This is a genomic window from Pseudomonas sp. Z18(2022) (assembly GCF_036346535.1).
Taxonomy (GTDB): Bacteria; Pseudomonadota; Gammaproteobacteria; order Pseudomonadales; family Pseudomonadaceae; genus Aquipseudomonas; species Aquipseudomonas yamanorum_A.
On sequence record NZ_JAOTOA010000025.1, the window covers coordinates 15,294 to 34,067 of the forward strand.

13 protein-coding genes are annotated in these 18,774 nt (G+C 61.5%); 4 read left to right on the forward strand and 9 right to left on the reverse strand.

Features of this window, described 5'->3' with window-relative positions; genetic code table 11:
- Positions 1-51: 51 nt before the first annotated feature.
- Together V3W39_RS29285 and V3W39_RS29290 are read left to right on the forward strand one after the other, a co-directional pair.
- On the forward strand, positions 52-969 hold the full coding sequence (locus V3W39_RS29285; protein WP_259195712.1) for an extracellular solute-binding protein: 918 nt from the start codon (positions 52-54) through the stop codon (positions 967-969).
- A 1-nt stretch (position 970) separates the two neighbouring features.
- Entirely contained in the window at positions 971-1,753 is a 783-nt protein-coding gene (locus V3W39_RS29290; RefSeq protein ID WP_259195711.1) for a molybdate ABC transporter permease subunit, read from the forward strand.
- Here V3W39_RS29290 and V3W39_RS29295 read toward each other — a convergent pair.
- From V3W39_RS29295 to V3W39_RS29305, 3 genes are all read right to left on the reverse strand, one after another.
- Complete coding sequence (locus V3W39_RS29295) at positions 1,725-3,713, reverse strand: peptidase U32 family protein (RefSeq protein WP_177114036.1); 1,989 nt, start codon at positions 3,711-3,713, stop codon at positions 1,725-1,727. The genes V3W39_RS29290 and V3W39_RS29295 overlap by 29 nt on opposite strands.
- 218 nt (positions 3,714-3,931) lie before the next feature.
- Positions 3,932-4,312 (reverse strand): RidA family protein, encoded by a 381-nt coding sequence (locus V3W39_RS29300; protein ID WP_010170818.1) that lies wholly within the window; start codon positions 4,310-4,312, stop codon positions 3,932-3,934.
- A 120-nt stretch (positions 4,313-4,432) separates the two neighbouring features.
- Positions 4,433-5,758: an OprD family porin gene (locus V3W39_RS29305; protein ID WP_177130502.1), complete on the reverse strand. Its 1,326-nt coding sequence runs from the start codon at positions 5,756-5,758 to the stop codon at positions 4,433-4,435.
- A 584-nt stretch (positions 5,759-6,342) separates the two neighbouring features.
- On the opposite strand from V3W39_RS29305, the gene V3W39_RS29310 reads away from it, so the two are divergent.
- Positions 6,343-7,284: a cupin gene (locus tag V3W39_RS29310; RefSeq protein ID WP_330213865.1), complete on the forward strand. Its 942-nt coding sequence runs from the start codon at positions 6,343-6,345 to the stop codon at positions 7,282-7,284.
- Here the strand turns inward: V3W39_RS29310 and V3W39_RS29315 are convergent.
- Complete coding sequence (locus V3W39_RS29315; protein ID WP_330213866.1) at positions 7,277-8,182, reverse strand: LysR family transcriptional regulator; 906 nt, start codon at positions 8,180-8,182, stop codon at positions 7,277-7,279. The genes V3W39_RS29310 and V3W39_RS29315 overlap by 8 nt on opposite strands.
- Before the next feature lie 133 nt (positions 8,183-8,315).
- Between V3W39_RS29315 and treS the strand changes: the two genes are divergently transcribed.
- The gene (gene treS / locus V3W39_RS29320; RefSeq protein ID WP_330213867.1) at positions 8,316-10,382 is read left to right on the forward strand and encodes a maltose alpha-D-glucosyltransferase; all 2,067 of its coding nucleotides are present in this window, start codon (positions 8,316-8,318) and stop codon (positions 10,380-10,382) included.
- Here the strand turns inward: treS and V3W39_RS29325 are convergent.
- The 5 genes from V3W39_RS29325 to V3W39_RS29345 form a co-directional block, all read right to left on the reverse strand.
- The gene (locus V3W39_RS29325; protein ID WP_330213868.1) at positions 10,360-11,364 is read right to left on the reverse strand and encodes a nucleoside hydrolase; all 1,005 of its coding nucleotides are present in this window, start codon (positions 11,362-11,364) and stop codon (positions 10,360-10,362) included. The genes treS and V3W39_RS29325 overlap by 23 nt on opposite strands.
- Before the next feature lie 14 nt (positions 11,365-11,378).
- A complete protein-coding gene (locus V3W39_RS29330; protein ID WP_177044307.1) occupies positions 11,379-12,407 on the reverse strand; it encodes a LacI family DNA-binding transcriptional regulator in 1,029 nt (342 codons plus the stop codon).
- A gap of 177 nt (positions 12,408-12,584) precedes the next feature.
- The gene (locus tag V3W39_RS29335; protein WP_177077712.1) at positions 12,585-13,919 is read right to left on the reverse strand and encodes an OprD family outer membrane porin; all 1,335 of its coding nucleotides are present in this window, start codon (positions 13,917-13,919) and stop codon (positions 12,585-12,587) included.
- 117 nt (positions 13,920-14,036) lie between these two features.
- Positions 14,037-15,422: an MFS transporter gene (locus V3W39_RS29340; protein ID WP_330213869.1), complete on the reverse strand. Its 1,386-nt coding sequence runs from the start codon at positions 15,420-15,422 to the stop codon at positions 14,037-14,039.
- Between the two features lie 269 nt (positions 15,423-15,691).
- Positions 15,692-18,769, reverse strand: coding sequence for an efflux RND transporter permease subunit (locus V3W39_RS29345; RefSeq protein WP_330213870.1), 3,078 nt, complete (start codon positions 18,767-18,769; stop codon positions 15,692-15,694).
- Positions 18,770-18,774 lie beyond the last annotated feature (5 nt).

Here is an 18,774-nt window from a genome sequence, read left to right on the forward strand (position 1 = left end):
ACCTTGGTTACTATTCTCCGCTGTATATCTACCTTTACAGCGGAACCGCTCATGTTGAAGAAAAGTCGTGCATGGCTACTCAGTGGCCTGGTGCTGTCGGTGGCGTTGTCGGCCCATGCCGAAAACGCAATCCATGTGACTTACGCCGGCTCCATGGGCGTGGTGATGGACAAGGCCCTGGGGCCGGCCTTCGCCGAACGCGAGCACCTGACGTATCAGGGGCAGGGCGAGGGCGCCTATGGGATGGCGCGGTTGCTGGCGTCCAAGAAGGTGGTGGCCGACGTGTTCGTCTCCATCACCCCGGGGCCGATTGAGGTGCTGCAAAAAGCCGGGCTGGTCGGGCAGGCGGTGCCGGTGGCCAGCACCCGCATGGTGATTGCCTACAACCCCAAGAGCGCGTTTGCGCCGGCACTGGAAGCCAGCAAGAACGCCAACTCGCCAGCCTGGTGGAAGGTGCTGCAAAGCCCCGGCCTGCGCTTTGGCCGCACCGACGCCGCCACCGACCCGCAAGGGCAGAACATCATTTTTACCGTCCAACTGGCCGAGAAGTATTACCGGCAGCCGGGCCTCGCCCGGCAGATTCTTGGTGACGTGCAAAACCCGCAGCAGGTGTTTGGCGAAGGCGGCCTGTTGACCCGCCTGCAAGCCGGCCAGATAGACGCCGCGTCCGGCTACGAGAGCGCGACGATTTCAGCCAAGCTGCCGTATATCGCGCTGCCCGACGAGATCAACCTGAGCAACCCGACGTTCACCAAAGACTGGTACGACACCGTCAGCCTGCAACTGCCGGACAAGAACGGCCAGATGCAAACCCTCAAGCCGCAGCCATTGGTGTTCTACGCAGCCGTGCTGAAGAACGCGCCCAACCCGCAACAGGCCCAGGCGTTCGTGAGCTACCTGCAATCGCCTGAAGGCCTGAAGTTGTTTGAAGCCAATGGCTACGGCCAGCCGAAAGGCGGAGCGCTTTGATGTGCTGAAGGGCTCGCCCACGCTATGGATGAGCGTGCCGGCGGCGGTGCTGCTGATCATTCCGTTTGTAGCCCTGGCCGGTGCAACGTCCTGGGGCCAGTTGCAACTGGCCTACGGCGACTGGTCGGCGGTGGCCGTGTCCCTGGGGCTGAGCAGCGTTTCGACCCTGTTGATTGTGCTGCTGGGCACGCCGCTGGCCTTGTGGTTGGCCCGCACTGCATCGTCCTGGCGCAGCGGCGTCGAGGCGTTATTGCTGATCTCACTGCTGACGCCGCCGTTGGCCATGGGCATTTTGCTGGTCACCGCCTACGGCCCATACGCCACTCTTGGCGAAGCGTTGGGCAAGTTGGGGATTTCCCTGAGCAACAACCTGCCGGCATTTATCCTGGCGCAACTCTACGGCGGGCTGGCCTATTACATCCTGTGTGCACGCACAGCGTTCGAGGCGGTGCCGCGCTCCCTGGAAGAAGCCGCGCGGGGCCTGGGTTGCACACCGTTCGAGGTGTTTTTGCAGGTGACCTTGCCCGTCACCCGGCGAGCCCTGGCCAACGCGTTGGCGATTGTCTGGGTGCGGGTGATTGGCGAGTTCGGGATCGTGATGGTGTTTGCGTATTTCCCGCAGGGGATTCCGGTCAAGCTGTTCGTCAACCTGCAGAACGAGGGCGTAGACAGTGTCTACGCCCTGTTGTGGTTGCTGCTGCTGGTGACCTTGCCGTTTCCGCTGTGGTGCCTGCGGGTACGCAGGCGCGAAGGGATCAGTGCGGTGCGCGAGGAATGGTCTTGAGCAGGTCGTCCGGGCTGATGTAGCCCACCACGCTGCCCGGTTGCGGCAGGCCGAGGATGTGGCCCTTGATCTTGCCGATCACATGCATCTCGCACGGCTTGCAGTCGAACTTCAGCGTCAGCACTTCATCGCCGTGGATCAACTGCATCGGCGCGACTTTGGTCTTCACGCCCGTCACACCCTTGGCCTGTTTCGGGCACAGGTTGAACGAGAAGCGCAGGCAGTGCTTGGTGATCATCACCGGCACTTCGCCGGTTTCTTCGTGGGCTTCATACGCCGCGTCGATCAGTTGCACGCCGTGACGGTGATAGAAATCGCGGGCCTTCTGGTTGTAGACGTTGGCCAGGAACGACAGGTGCGATTCCGGGTACACCGGCGGCGGCGTGGTTTCTGCCTTGCGGCCGCCCCGTGGGTGGGCCTGGATACGCGCCTCGGTCAGCGCCTCGATCACTTCACGGCGCAAGGCCTTGAGCTGCGAGTTCGGGATGAAGAACGCCTGCGGCGCGTCCAGCTCGATTGCGGTGGCGTGGTACTGGGTGGTGCCCAGTTGGCCCAGCAGGTCACGCAGGGTTTCCAGGGCCTGTTCCGGCTTGTTGGCCACGCCGAACGGGCCGGGCAGGGCAACGCTGGCGCTGATGCCTTCTTCGCTGGTGACGGTCAGTTCAAGGCGGTCCTCTTGCAGACGGGCAGCCCACGACACGCCGATACGACGCTCGGCCGAAGTCTTCAGCAACGCCTGCTGCCAGTTATGGTCCAGGTTACGGTTCAGCGGATGGTTCGGGCGCAGCTGATGCAGGCCGGCCGGCATCTCGTTGGGCTCGACGCGGTAGCGGTAGCGCTTTTCGCCGTCCTCTTCAAACTCACCTTTTGGCTCGGCAATGTTGGCGCGGAAACCCACCACTTCGCGCTTGATCAGCACGTTGAGGCCGTCGCCGTTGGACAGCGGCTCATGGGTGACCACCTGCAAGTCGCGCTTGCCGGCTTTCTCCACCACACCTACCGGCAGGCCGGTGAAGGTCGGGGTGTCGAAGGCGCCGATATCGACCTTGCGGTCGGTGACGAAGTAGTCGGTGCTGCCACGGTGGAAGGTCTTTTCCGGGTCCGGCAGGAAGAAATGCGCAGTACGGCCGCTGGACGCGCGGGCCAGGTCGGGGCGGTCTTCGAGAATCTCGTCGAGGCGCTGACGGTAATAGGCCGTGATGTTCTTCACATAGCCCATGTCCTTGTAGCGGCCTTCGATCTTGAACGAGCGCACTCCGGCATCCACCAGGGCGCGCAGGTTGGCGCTCTGGTTGTTGTCTTTCATCGACAACAGGTGCTTTTCAAACGCAACCACACGGCCCTGGTCATCCTTCAGGGTGTAGGGCAGGCGGCACGCCTGGGAGCAATCGCCACGGTTGGCGCTGCGGCCATTCTGGGCGTGGGAGATGTTGCACTGGCCGGAGAAGGCCACGCACAGGGCGCCGTGGATGAAAAACTCGATGGCCGCGTCGGTTTCATCGGCAATCGCACGGATCTCTTGCAGGTTCAGCTCGCGGGCCAATACCAACTGCGAGAAACCCGCCTGGTCGAGAAACTTCGCCCGGCCCAGGGTACGGATGTCGGTCTGGGTGCTGGCGTGCAGCTCGATGGGCGGAATATCCAGCTCCATCACCCCCAGGTCCTGGACGATCAGCGCGTCGACGCCGGCGTCGTAGAGTTGGTGGATCAGCTTGCGGGCCGGCTCCAGCTCGTTGTCGTGCAGGATCGTGTTGATGGTGGTGAACACCCGCGCGTGATAGCGCCGGGCGAACTCCACCAGCTGCGCGATATCGCTCACGTCGTTGCAGGCGTTATGGCGCGCGCCGAAACTCGGGCCGCCGATGTACACGGCGTCGGCGCCATGCAGGATAGCCTCGCGAGCGATGGCAACATCGCGCGCAGGGCTGAGCAATTCCAGGTGATGCTTGGGCAAGGACATAGTTTTTTTAGTCAGGCTTGTCACGGAGGCGGGCATTGTAGCTGCGAAATGCCTTATCGACATCTACCAGGCCGTGCGCGGGCTCCTGCATGGGAATGCAGTCAACTGTGGGAGCCGGGCTTGCCCGCGATGCAGGCACCGCGGTGTATCAGTGAAACCGAGGCGATCCCATCGCAGCCTCGCTGGGGCTCGACAGCTCCCACAGTTGATCATTGTGGTCAGGCCTTGGCGGCCATCGCGGTGACTTCAACCCGCATGCCTTCCACCGCCAGGGCGGCCACGCCAACGGCTGCGCGCACGGGCCAGGGCTTGGCGAAATAGCGTTTGTAGACTTCGTTGAAAGCGGCGCGATCGGCCATGTCGGTCAGATAAATGGTCAGGTGCATGACCCGGTCAATCGAGCTGCCGGCTCGTTCCAGGGCCACCTTGAGGGCTTGCAGGGTGCATTCGCTTTGCAGGGTGATGTCGCCCAGTTCCAGGCTGCCGTCGGCGCGGGTGGGGATTTGCGTGGAGACGAGGATGCCGTTGAAGCCGATGACGTCGGAGGAGATGGAGTCCGGGTCGAGGTCGGGGGTGAAGGCGAGGTCGTGGTTGGCCATGGAGGTCTCGTTTTTCTGCAGAGAGAGGCCGCGCAGTTTAACGCCTCCAGCAGAACTGCCAACCCAAATAGCCGATCACCGCGCCAGCGACCTGCGTCGCTGGCGCGTCCCATGAAGGGCTTACAGGATGCTGAACGGGTAGTTGACGATCAGGCGCGTATCGTTGACGTCGCCGCCACTGCCCGACTCGGAACTGCCGGTGTGGTAGGCCTGGCGCAGACGGAACGCGAGGTTCTTCGCCGGCCCGCTCTGGACCACGTACTTAACTTCTACGTCGGTTTCGTGCTCCTTGGCGCCGTCGCCGTAGGCGCCGAGATAGGCACTGTTGGCGGGGGTGTGGCTGCCGTCAATGTCGGAGCCGTTGATGTAGCGGCTCATGAAGCTGAGCCCCGGCACACCGTAGGGCGCCATGTTCAAGTCGTACCGCAGGGCCCAGGAGGCTTCGCCTGGGCCATTGAAGTCAGACCATTGCACCGAGTTGGCCAGCAGGATCGAGTCGCCGGTCGCGGCGGCACCGTTGTCACCCGCGCCGATATAGTCGAACGGCTCGTTGCCATCGATCTTCTGGAACGACAGCGTCAGCGTGTGGGCCTGCAGGAACGAATAGGCCGCCGCCAGAGAGTACGCCGTGGTGTTGATCGTGCCTGCATTGGCACTCCCGGTGTCGAGGGTGCGGTACAGGTTGCCGTCCAGGGTCACGGATTGGCCATTGCTCAGGGGCATCACGTAATTGAGGTTGGTGTAGTACTGGCGCCAGACGTCCTGCAACTCGCCGGCATACACCGTGGCGCTCAAGTCCGGGGTGAAGGTGTATTTGCCACCGACAAAACTGGCACTCTTGGTCGCTACGTTGGCGTAGGTGGCAAAGATATCGTGCTCATGGTTGGTGGTATCGCCACCGTTGGTAGCGGTGAAGTGACCGGCTTCCAGGTTCAGGCCGGCGATTTCGTTGCTGGTCAGGTCAAAGCCTGTGGCGGTCTGGTCGAGCAACCCGACACCACCGACGGCAAACACCGGCGCGGTGGGCTGCATTTCACCGTATTTGAGCTGCGTTTTGGAGATCCGCAGTTTCAACGCACCACCCAGCGAGCCGTAGGCGTCCTGAGGGTCGCCGTTGCGATCCAGGGGCAGGTTGCCGGTGTTCGCGTATTTGCGCTGGGAGTCGAGTTTCAGCCCGCCGTAGGCATAGGCGTCGACGCCAAACCCGATGGTGCCCTGGGTGAAGCCGGAGATGTAGTTGGCCATGACCCCTTGGGTCCAGTCACGCTGGTCGGCGCGGCCTTCTTCCCGATTACGGTTCAAGTAGTAGTTGCGCGCGACGCCGGTGAGAGTGCTGCCATCGACAAAACCCTTGGCGTCTGCCTGATCCGTTACTGATTCTGCCAAAGCCACCTGGCTCAGGCTGCTGGAAATGACCAGCGCTAATAGGCTCCACTGTTTAACCATGGTTATAGTTTCCCCGGATAGATTAATCGCTAATAGTTGCGTGCGCAGGTGCACAGCCTTATTTTTTATGGCGTATATAACTTTTGGGCAGGCGATATTAAGACGGGCATTCAAGCCGGGTTTCGCGTGTTGTAGTTTTAGCCGGGCACCACCCTGGCGGGAGGCGCTGGCCTTTGCGCGATGGGGAATTTTTAACCGGTTTGCGGTAAAGGACCAGTGAAGGGATGGTTAAACTCGATTAATTAAAATTCACTGTACCGCTGCGCGTGCTGCTGTAGTTTTGATCGTGTCTTAGCCGCTCTGCTTCGACAAAATCCTTTGGTTTGCCGCCGCAGTCTCTGCGGCGGATTTTTTATGCGCATTAGATGTAGAAATATTTAATCTGTTTATAAAATGGCACTTTGATAGTTGGCTAATTCGAACTAAGCACCTGCGTAGAAGAACGGTTCACTTCTGCCCCATTTCGCACAACTGCTGTGCGAGACGAGGGATTAATCCTGCGCGATTGAGTGCCTATAGTTCCATCACCGCCGCAACGTCCCTCGGGATGTCGCGAAATCCAGCCGTAGATTGAGGTGATGATAATGAACCGTGAATTCAAGCCTGACCTGACCGACACCCAGCCGCCGCACCTGCTCGACGCCGAGTACTTCGAGTACAGCAAGGCCGCCAACCCCATCAGTGCCAACCTGATCACCCGCATTCCTTATCACAGCTTCCCGGCCTCGCTGTACGACGGTGGCCCGTCCCGGGTTGTGCCGCTGGACCTCAGCGACGCTCTGGGCTGTGAAGGCCCGGCGACCGGCCCGGGGCTGTGTGCGAACTTCATTCGCTTGAACGCCGGCGACACGCTGGACCTGCAACCCAACGCCACCTCACAGGTGTTTTATGTGATCACGGGGGAGGGCAGTGTGGTTCAGGGTGAGCATCGGATCGAATGGTCCAAGGGGTGCTTCCTTGCGCTGCCGGGCCTGCAGCCGGCGCACTTCAGCGCAACAGAGGATGCGCGCCTGTACTACGTGCATGACGAACCGCTGTTGCGCTATCTGGGCGTGACCCGCACTACCGATCGCTTCGCACCCACGCTGTACCCGGCGGACCTGGCCAACGCCAAGCTGCGTGAGGCCGCCGATGATCCCCGCGCCCAGGACCGCAGCCGCATCAGCATCCTGCTGGGCAATCGGCATTTCCCGCAAACCCGCACGGTGACCCATGTGCTATGGGCGATGTACGGGATCCTGCCGGCGGGGTCGATTCAAAAGCCCCATCGCCACCAGTCGATTGCGCTGGATTTCATCATCGATTGCCCAAAGGGCTGCTACTCGCTGGTGGGCACCGAGCTGGACGCCGACGGGCAAATCCGCAACCCGGTGCGGGTCGACTGGTCGCCGGGGCTGGCGTTTGTCACACCGCCGGGTTACTGGCATGCCCATTTCAACGAGTCCGACACCGAGGCGTTCCTGATTCCGATCCAGGACGCCGGGCTGCAAACCTACCTGCGCTCGCTGGATATTCGCTTCAGCTGACACGCTTCCAGTGCGGTGTTTCGCCGAGTTGCTCGACGATAAAGTCGATGAAGCACCGCACCTTGGAAGACACGATGCGCTTGGGTGGATAGACGAACCACACCGCCGATTCGCGGCCGGCGATGCGGATACTCCACTCAGGCAACCACACCACCAGCTCGCCGGCGTCAATGCGCTTGGCCACCAGCCAGTCGGGCAGCAAGGCAAACCCCAGGCCTTGCTGTACGGCGATCATCTGCGCGTCCAGGTCGTTGATCCGGAGGCAGTCTTTATGCACCAGCGGCGACACTTCATGCCCATTGGCGAAAGCAATCTCAGCCGCCCCCAGAATCCCGGGCAGTGCCGCCAGGTCGGCAGGTCTGGACGGTGCCGGGTGCTCCCGGCAAAACCCCGGGCTGGCCACCAGCCGGTAGTGTTCATCGCAAATCTTGCGCGCCTTCAACGTGGAATCCGCCAGGGTGCCTATCCGGATCGCCAGGTCCGCGCCGGCGTGGATCAGGTTGACGTGGCTGTCATCCAGCACCAGTTCCAGCTTGATCTGCGGGTAGCGGGCCAGGAACGCGTTCAAGGTGGGCAGCACATGGTGGCGGGCAAAGGCGGGCGGGAGGTTGAGCTTGAGCACGCCCCGGGGATGTTCATTCAACGCGGAGGTGGCGGCCTTGGCCTGCTCCAGCTCGTCCAGCACCCGGCGCGCATGCATCAGGAAGGTCTGGCCGCCCTCGGTCAGGTGCAGGGTGCGGGTCGAGCGGTTGAACAGGGCGATACCCAGGTCCTGCTCCAGGTCTTTCACGTAGCGTGAAACGGTAGAAGCCTTGATGCCCAGCCGGTCGGCGGCACGGGAGAAGTTATTGCCCTCGGCGGCTTCGACAAAGGCGGTCAACGCTGCGAAATAGTCCAAGTGCAGCCCTCGGTCTGGATCATGGGGGGAGGGCCAATGCAACGAATGGCCGCTCAGGGCCTCATACAATAACCAACGGTGCGCCGATGCAAGCACCGCAACCGAATACTTCACGACCGCAGGTGATCGATTTATGACAGATGCCGAGAAGAATCATGTGGCCTGGCTGGTGGAACAATCGATGCTGCATGCCGCAAAACAGCGGGCCAAACTCTATTCGGGGCAAGGCCGGTTGTGGCAGCAGCCGTATGCGCATACCCGGCCCCGTGATGCTTCAGCCCTGGCCTCGGTGTGGTTCACAGCGTACCCGGCGTCCATCGTTACCCGCGAAAACGGCAGTGTGCTGGAGGCCCTGGGGGATGAAACCTTGTGGCACGCCCTGTCGAAAATCGGCATCCAGGGCATTCATAACGGCCCGCTTAAACGCTCGGGCGGCCTTTCGGGCACCGAACACACCCCGACGATTGACGGCAATTTTGACCGCATCAGCTTCGACATCGACCCGCAACTGGGCACCGAAGCCCAGCTTCAATCCCTGGCCCGCATGGCCGCCGCGCACAACGCGGTGATCATCGACGACGTGATCCCGTCCCACACCGGCAAAGGCGCGGACTTCCGCCTGGCGGAGATGGCCTACGAGGACTACCCCGGGCTCTACCACATGGTGGAAATCCGCGAGGAAGACTGGCCACTGCTGCCCGAGATCAGCGAGGGCCGCGACGCGCATAACCTCAGCCCGCAGCAGGTCGACGTGCTGAGAGACAAGCACTACATCGTCGGCCAGCTGCAACGAGTGATTTTCTTCGAGCCTGGGGTCAAGGAAACCGACTGGAGCGCCACCGATGTGGTCATCGGCGTGGATGGCAAGCCCCGGCGATGGGTGTACCTGCATTACTTCAAGGAAGGGCAACCGTCGCTGAACTGGCTGGACCCGACCTTCGCCGCGCAGCAAATGATCATCGGTGACGCCCTGCACGCCATCGACGTGATGGGCGCGAAAATCCTGCGCCTGGACGCCAACGGCTTCCTCGGCGTGGAACGCAAACTTGAGGGTAACGCCTGGTCGGAAAGCCACCCGCTCTCCATTACCGGCAACCAGCTTCTGGGCGGCGCGATTCGCAAGGCTGGCGGCTTCAGCTTCCAGGAACTGAACCTGACGGTGGACGACATTGCCGCCATGTCCCACGGCGGCGCCGACCTGTCCTATGACTTCATCACCCGCCCGGCCTATCAGCACGCGTTGCTGATGGGCGATACCGAATTCCTGCGCCTGATGCTGCGGGAGATGCACACCCTCGGCATCGACCCGGGCTCGCTGATCCACGCGCTGCAGAACCATGACGAGCTGACCCTTGAACTGGTGCATTTCTGGACCCTGCACGCCCACGACACCTACCTGTATCAGGGGCAGACGTTCCCCGGCGGCATCCTGCGCGAACATATACGCGAGCAGATGTACGAACGCCTGGCGGGCGAGCACGCACCCTATAACCTGAAGTTCGTGACCAATGGCGTGTCTTGCACCACCGCCAGCATCATCACGGCGGCGCTGGGGATTCGCGACCTGGAGGCGATCACCCCGGCGGATATCCAGCAGATACGCCAGATTCACCTGCTGCTGGTGATGTACAACGCCATGCAGCCTGGGGTATTCGCACTTTCCGGTTGGGACCTGGTAGGCGCACTGCCGTTGGCCGCGGAGGAGGTCGCCCATTTGATGCTCGATGGCGACACCCGCTGGATCCATCGCGGCGCCTACGACCTGGTGGACCTGAACCCGGATGCGCCGCAGTCCGCCGGGCAGATGCCACGCCCGAAAACCTTGTATGGCAGCTTGATCAGCCAACTGGCCGACCCGGATTCGTTTGCCTCACAGTTGCAAAGAATCCTCGCCGTGCGCCGCGCCTACGATATCGCCGCCAGCCGCCAGATCCTGGTGCCGGACGTGCAGCACCCGGGGCTGCTGATCATGGTGCACGAGTTGCCGGCGGGCAAAGGCACCCAGATCACCGCGCTGAACTTCGGCTCCACGCCCATCACCGAAACCCTGCACCTGCCCGACATTGCGCCCGGGCCGGTGGTGGACATCATCAATGAGCGGGTAGAAGGTGATTTGACCGCCGAGGGGGATTTCACCATTACGCTGGATGCGTATGAAGGGTTGGCACTGCGGGTGGTCAGCAGCTCGCCGATGATTTGAGGGGGACCATCGACAAGTACTTTTCGATGATCTCCAGCAACAACGGGTTATCCACGCTCTGCAATACGTTAACCAGGCCGCTGGTGGCTGGCGGGATGGCAACGTCCAGCCGCAGGGGCTGCTTGTAGCGCCAGGTTTTGCCTCGCGTTCGGCCGGCGCGCAGTTCCACCTCCGTGTAGTACTGCGTGGCGGTGGCGACGCGCGGGTCCAGCAACCAGGCAATCACCAGGGCGTCATGGATCCAGCAACCGGCCAGGCTGCGAGTGGCCATTGAATAGTCGATCCAGGGCCTGAACGTCTCACAGATAAAATCGGCGAGGGGCGTATCGAGTTGCTGGATACGGTCCAGGTCCTGGTGCGTCATCAAGGTTTGCGTGGTGACATCCAGGGGCACCAGGGTGATGTTCGCACCGCTGCTGAGCACGCGGTCCGCCGCTTCCGGGTCGAAGCCGAAGTTGGTGTCCTTGATGAAGTCATCCAGGGCAAAAACGCCTCCCATGATTATGATTTTCTTCACCGCCTGGATCATGTCGGGGTAGCGTTCAAGCGCCAGCGCCACGTTGGTCAGCGGCCCGATTGCCACCAGGGTGATTTCCCCGGGATTCGCGCAAATCAACTGGCCTATGGCGTCGGCCGCTTCTTGTGCAGGGGCCTCGAAATCCAGGGGAGGGCGCACAGCGTTCCATAAATGCGCGAGTTGGCGCTTGTGTACGGTGTTGTCCAGCGCATCGCGCCAGGGGCCGCCGGGTTCCTCCAGTGCCTGGGTGCTGCCCCTGACCACCGGCAGCGTACGGCCGGCTCGGGCCATCAGGTCTTTGGCGACGTTGTAACCCACTGCGCTGGGCGTGTTGCCCGCGACGGTGGTGACCAGTTCAAGCGAGAGTTCGGGCGCAGAGAGTGCCAGCGCCAATGCCAGACCGTCGTCAACATTTGCCCCTGCAATCCCGTTTCCGGGATCGCAATCAATAATTAAGCGTTTCATTTCACCTTCTTTTTTTAGACTCGCGGTGTTTGCACAGCGCCGCATCCGCAGGACTCACCAATCACGAGGCGGTGAGAAAACTCTTGCAACTGCACTTCGCCATTCCAGGCCAGCAGCATCGCGATGGCTGCCTTGGCCATTTCCCGCACAGGCTGGCAGACCGTGGTCAGGGAGGGCGCATAGAACGCCGACTCTTCAGTGCCGTTGAAGCACACCAGGGCCACCTGTTCCGGGACCTTTATCCCGCGTTCCGACAGCGCACGCATGCAGCCGATGGCTTGGGCTTCGTTGGAGCAGAACAGGGCGCGGGGCGCGCGACCATCGGCCAGCAGCTGTTGTGTCGCCTCGTATCCGCCTTTGCGTGTGTAACTGGCGCCAACAACCCACTCAGGATGTTCTTCGAGGCCACGGTCAGCCAGCGCGTCACGCCAGCCGTTCAAGCGGTCCTGGGCGTTGAGCATTTCCGGCGGGCCACAAATGATGCCAACCTCACGGTAACCATGGCTCAGCAGATGCGCGGTGACTTGATGTGCCGCGCCGCGCTCATCCACCCGAAGCATATTGACGGGGATACTGGGCGTGACTCGGTCGAGCATCACAAAGGGGGTGCCGCTGGCCTGGATCAGCTCGATGTGCGGGTGGCGGTCGACGCTGGTGTAGAACAGACCGTCTACCCGTTGGCTCAACAAGGTATTGATCAGATTCAGCTCGCGTTTGCGGCAGTCGCCGGAATCCCCCAGCAGGATCACCAGGCCGTTATCCAGCGCCTCCTGTTGCAGGGCATGGGCAAAAGACGCGATGAAGGTATTGGAAATGTTTGGCACCACCAGCCCGTAGGTTTTGGTCTTGCCCGAGGCCAGTGCCTGGGCGACACCGTTGGGTCGGTAGCCGGTGTGTTTGATGGCGTCCAGTACGCGCTGGCGAGTGGCCTTGGCGACGGGCCGGGGGCCGTCATTGATGACGTAACTGACCACCGCGACTGACGTACCGGCTTCGCGGGCAACATCGTCGCGGGTGGCGCGGGTGGGATACTGTTTTGTCAAAACGACCTGCCATTTTTCTGGAGAAGTAGACGCCCGGGACGGGGTCTACTCGCGTAGATGTTCGGGCTAAAAAAAAAGGCTACGGGGTAACACCTTGTGACATCCGACATTATCACGGCTGTTTTATTGCAGTTTGATGACCCTGGCGCCACCGGTAGCCCTTTCACTCAATCGAAATCAGAAGATCGCGTAGGTGTAGCTGAAGATCACACGCGCCTGGTCGACCGCGCCAACATTGGGAATGCCGCTGCGGAAACTACCTTCACGCAACGAGGTGCCAAACCCTTTCAACGGGCCGCTCTGCACGACGTAGTCGATGCGCATGTCACGTTCCCATTCCGAGTAGCGGGAACCACCGTCAGCCCCACGGATATTGTCGCCGTGCAGGTAAAGGGCCGATGCCGACAGACCCGGCACGCCCAGGGCTGCGAAGTCATAGGAGTACTGGGCAAAGTTGGTGTTTTCGCCAGCGCGGATGAACGAGTTGTCCATCACGTCGGTGATCAGGTAGACACTGGCGCCGCCGTTGCCTTCGCTGTTGCCGGCGCCGCCCAGTATGTTGCCCTGGTTGAGGTACACGGTACCGCCCGAATCGGACACCTGCTGGCGGCCGAGCATGAAGGCGTGGCCGCCCAGGTAGTAGGTGAACGCCGCACTCCAGGTGGTGTTATCCACTTTGCCCGGCTCGCTGGCATAACCGCCGTTATTGTTGAAGAGGTAACCGGCGGTGCCGTTTTTACCCTGGGATTTGCTGTTGAAGTAGCGCAGGTCAGTTTTAAAACGTGAGTTTTCACCCAGGGGCGTCGTGTTCAACAGGCCAAAAAAGTCCTGGGTGTAATAGTCCTTCAGGTCGGCACGGTAGTACTGCAGGGTTGTCGTGGGGGTGATTTTCCAGTCGGCGCCGGCATAGGTGAATGAATTGCTGGCCTCGGTGCCACCCGCAATGGCCAAGCCGGTGGAGTTGGACGACGCCCGCCCGGTAGAGCGGCTGAGTTGGCCGGCATTGATCGTCAGGTTGTCGATGTCTTTGGAGGTCACCGTCACGCCGTCGAAGGTTTGCGGCAGCAGGCGGCCATCGTTGGCCACCAGGATTGGCAGGTTAGGCGACAGCGCGCTGCCGGCGTGGAACTCGGTCTTGGACACGCGCAGCTTGGCGTTGGCCCCAAGACGGCTCCAGTTGTCCACCGGCGTGCCGTCGGAATTGACCGGTGCGAGTGAGTTCGAGGTGCTGGCATTGGGGTGCTGGGTGCCACCGGAAAGGTTGAACGCTTGCAGCGCTTGAACGTCGAGACCGAAACCGACGGTACCTTGGGTAAACCCGGACAGATAGTCGAGCTTGAAGCCCTGGGTCAGTTCGTTCTGGTCAACCCCCGGTGTGTTGGGGTTATCACTGCGAAGGTAGAACGTGCGTGCGTTGATCGACGCAGTACTGTCGTCGATAAAGCCTGCAGCAAGCGCGTGTTGCGCCAGGATCGTGGTGGTGACTGCCAGTGCGAGGGTGGACCGTTTCATGTCAATGCTCCTATGGATTGCCGATTTACAGGCATGGCTTCGCCCGACTTGTGGTTGAACAGTCGTGCGGGTTTGCGCCTTTCTGCGAGGCGTCAGTGGTTTTTCAGGGGGGTGAAACTAGATGGCATCTTCCAGCGCGCTGAGGTCGCGCCCCCGGGTTTCCGGGGCGACAAAGGTGGTCACAAAACCGATCCCGGCCATAGCGACAAAGTACCCGGCAATCGCCCACCAGTGACCGGTCCAGGTCAGCAGCGCGGCAGCCACCAGAGGCGCGGTACCGCCGGAGAGGATCGAGCCCAGCTCCTTGGCCAGGGCCAGTTTGGTGTAGCGGTTTTTTACGCCGAAAATCTCAACGCTCCAGGCCGCCTGTACGCCAAAGATGCCGAGGGAGGCGAGGCCCATGCCGACCACAATGGTGGCCATGACAATGGCTGGGTCGCGAGAGTCGAGTAGCATGAATGCCGGGAACGCATACAGCATCAGCAGCCCGCAGAACCAACGGTAGGTAATGCGCCGGCCAAATCGGTCAGACAACCAGCCCGCCAGGGGGATAATCAAAAAGCCGAGTATCGACGCGATCAACACCGATTGGGTCGCGACGGACTTGTCCACCGCAAGCACCTTCACCACATAGCCGACGATAAACCCCTGGGCCAGGTAGGAAGGGCCGTTCTCGCCAATGCGCAAACCGACCATGGTGAGAAATGCCCGGCTGCCTTTCCAGAACCCAACAGGTTGTGCAGCGGTGGTGAGGGCGTTACTGCGCTGGGCTTGCAGTTCGGCCTTTCGAAGTTCGAACACCGGTGTTTCCCGCAGGTTGCGACGTAGCCACAGGGCAGCCAGGGCAATCAGCGAGCTGCACAGAAACGGAATGCGCCACCCCCATTCCTGCAATTGCTGTTGGTCCATTTGCACCACGGCAAGCCAGACCAATGAAGCCAGCAACGTCCCGCTGTTGGAGCCCAAGGCAATCACTGAAGACACCAGGCCCCGTTGCTTGGCAGGTGCAAACTCGCCCAGCATCACTGTGCCTGCAGCCAGTTCGGCGCCCGCACCAAAACCCTGGGTAAAACGCAGCAGGACCAGACATGCCGGCGCCCAGATACCGATCGATGCGTAGCTGGGGATCAAGCCGATCAAGGTGGTGGATGCGCCCATCAACACGACGGTAGAGACCATCACCACCTTGCGGCCCTTGCGATCACCCAGCCACCCGAAGAACAGCGCACCGATCGGCCGCGCCACAAACCCAACCGACCAGGTGGCGAAGGTGGAAAGCAACGCCATGGCCGGCGACACGTTAGGGAAAAACACATCGCCGAAGATCAGGCCCGCCGCCAGGCCATACAGGGCAAAATCCGCGTACTCCATTGCCGTGCCCAGCCAACAGGCGAGGGTGGCGCGATACAACTCCCGGCGTCCTTGCGGGGTTACCAAGCTTTCATCCGCTGCGCCACTGGCCGTTAGGGCAGCGGGGTGGGCGGCACTTGCAACTGTCGACATCAAAAAACTCCTGATCCAAGGAAGGCCCGGACATGACCATTGAGGTGGTTGCTCTGCGTTCTACAGCTATCTACGCGCGTAGATAACTGACCTTGAAAATCGGCCCGGGGATAAACCCCAAAGGCCGATCATGAAAATCCATGGCCGGATCTTAGGCAGGCTTGTATTGCAGTCGAATGACAGATTTGTCGGCGGGGCCGAACAGGGCGTGGGACGGGGTCTTGAAAATCAGACCCCGGGTTTCGTTTAGCGTTACGTTGCAGAACGGCCTAGCCGCCGCCGACTGGTATTTCCTCACGTTCACTATCGAGCGGCCGCTCCACCTCCTGATGGTGCGTCGAACCAATAAACATATACATCGCCGGCACCATAAACAGCGTCAACACGGTACCGATCGACAACCCGGCGAAGATCACCAGACCCATGTCATGCCGTCCCGCAGCCCCGGCGCCAGACGCCCACACCAGCGGCACCACCCCCAGCACCATCGCCGCCGTGGTCATCAGGATCGGCCGCAAACGCACGCCGGCCGCTTCTTCTATCGCCTCACGCTTGCTGTGGCCCGCGCGCTGCAATTCATTGGCGAACTGCACGATCAGAATCCCGTGCTTGGTGATCAACCCCAGCAACGTCACCAGGCCTACCTGGGTGTACACGTTGATGGACGCAAACCCCATGGTGATAAAGGCCAGTGCGCCAAAGAGCGCAGGGGGCACGGAGAACAGGATCACCACCGGGTCGCGGAAGCTCTCGAACTGGAAGGCCAGGGCCAGGTACACGATCAGGATCGAGAACATCAGCAACCCGAAGAACCCGCCGGATTCCTGCATGAACTGGCGCGACTCGCCAGAGAAGTCCGAGGTGTAGCCGGAGGGTGCGATGTTGGTCAGGATCGTGTTGAGTTTCGCCAGCAACTCACCCTGGGCCACGCCACTGACGCCCGACAGGGTCGCCGAGTTGAGTTGCTGGAAGTGGTTGATGGACTCGGGCTGGGTCGAGGTCTCGATATGCGCCACGGTGCGCGCCTGGATCATGCTGCCGGACGGCGTGCGAATGTAGTAATCGAGGATCTGGTCGGGGTTGAGCCGGTCAACCTGCAGCACCTGGGGAATCACTTTGTACGAACGCCCGGCGGTGGAGAAGTAGTTCACATAGTTGCCACCCAGTGCAGCGGACAGCGCCGCACCGACGTCAGCCTGGGTCATGCCCAGTGCGGCGATTTTTTCCCGGTCAACCACCAGCCTGGCTTGGGGCTTGTCGAGTTTCAGGTCCATGTCGGAGAAATAGAACAGCTGTTGTTTCTGTGCCTCGGCCACCACCGCCTGGGCGACTTCGTTGAGGTTTTCCACCGAGTCGGTGGTGGTGATCACAAACTGCACCGGCAAGCCCTGGGCGCCCGGGAGCGACGGCAGCGGGAACGCCGCGATGGTAGCGCCCGGCACCTGGTTCCATTTTTGCTGGAGGTCCAATATCAGTTGAGCCTGTGAGCGCGAGCGGTCGCCCCAGTTTTTGAGCAGCACACCACCCAGTCCCTGGTTGAGGATCGGCAGCCCGGTGAGCTGGAACATCTGCGCGTATTCAGGCTCTTTGTTGGCGATCTGGAAGGCCTGGTCGGCAATGCGCTCCATCTGCTGGGGCGAGGCGGTCGGCGGGCCCTTGATCTGCATGAACACCAGGCCCTGGTCCTCGGTGGGCGACAGTTCGCTCTTGGCGGTCATGCCACTGGCGGCCACCAGCAAAAACAGCAAGAAGCCAAACGTCACCAGCACCGGCCACACGTTCAGCCCGCCTGAAAGTACGCGGTGGTAACGCCCCCGCAACCAGTCAAAGTACTGGTCGAGCTTGCGGGCGAAGCGACCTTCTTCCTGCCCGGACTTGAACAGTCGCGAAGTCATCATCGGCGACAGCGTCAACGCCACCACGGCCGACACGGTCACCGCACCGGCCAGGGAGAAACAGAACTCCTTGAACAGCGCCCCGGTCAGCCCGCTGCGCAGGCCAATGGGCACGTAGGCGGCAATCAGCACCACGGTCATCGCGACGATCGGGCCACCCAATTCCCGCGCCGCCACCAGCGCGGCCTCCAGCACACCTTTGCCTTCTTCCTTGATATGCCGGTCGACGTTTTCCACCACGATAATCGCGTCGTCCACCACCAGGCCGATCGCCAATACCAGGGCGAGCAGGGTCAGGAGGTTAATCGAGTACCCCAGCAGGTACATGATGAAGAACGTCCCCACCAGCGAGAGCGGGATCGCCACCAGCGGCACGATCACCGCACGGAACGAGCCGAGGAACAGGTAGATCACCACCGACACGATGATCATCGCCTCCACCAGGGTTTTCACCACCTCATAAATCGAGGTGTTGATGAACTCCGTGGAGTCGTACACGATCTCGCCGCGCACCCCGGTGGGCAATTGGGATTGCAGCTCGGGGAAGGCCTCGCGCACGCTGTCGGCGACGGTCAGGATGTTGGCGTTGGGCGCGGTCTTGATGCCGATGAACACCGAACGTTTGCCGGAAAACGCCACGCTGCTGTCGTAGCTCTCGGCGCCGAGGGTGACGGTGGCCACATCCTCCAGGTACACCAAGGCATCGCCTTTTTGCTTGACCACCAACCGCTTGAATTCATCCACGGTGTGCAAGTCGGTCCCGGCGGTCAGGTCGACCGTGACCGTTTGCCCGCGGGTGGAGCCGACGGCAGACAGGTAGTTGTTGTTGGCCAGGGCAGTGGACACGTCCTGGGCCGTCACGTTGTGCGCCGCCAGCTTGTTCGGGTCCATCCAGGCCCGCAGGGCGAACTGGCGCCCGCCGAGGATTTCAGCGGTTTGCACACCCTGGATCGAATCCAGCTTGGGCTTGACCACCCGCACCAGGTAATCGGTGATGTTGTTGGTGGGCAGGGTGTCGCTGTAGAAGCCCAGGTACATGGCGTCTGTGGTCTGCCCGACCGCCACCGTCAGCACCGGCTCCTGGGACTGGGCCGGCAATTGGTTCTTGACCGAGTTGACCTGGGTATTGATCTCGGTGAGTGCCTTGCTGGCCTCGTAGTTCAGCCGCAGCGTGGCGGTAATCGTCGACACGCCGGTGATGCTCGTCGACGACAGGTAGTCGATGCCCTGGGCCTGGGCAATGGCTGATTCAAGGGGCTGGGTGATAAAGCCGGCCACCGTCGACGCGTCAGCGCCGTAGTAAGCGGTGGTAATCGTGACCACCGTATTTTCGGTGCGCGGCCATTGGTTCACCGGCAGTTCGAAGATCGAGCGCAGCCCCAGGATCAGGATGAACAGCGAGACGACAATGGCCCAGACCGGTCGCTGAATAAAGGTATCGGTAAATTTCATGGGAC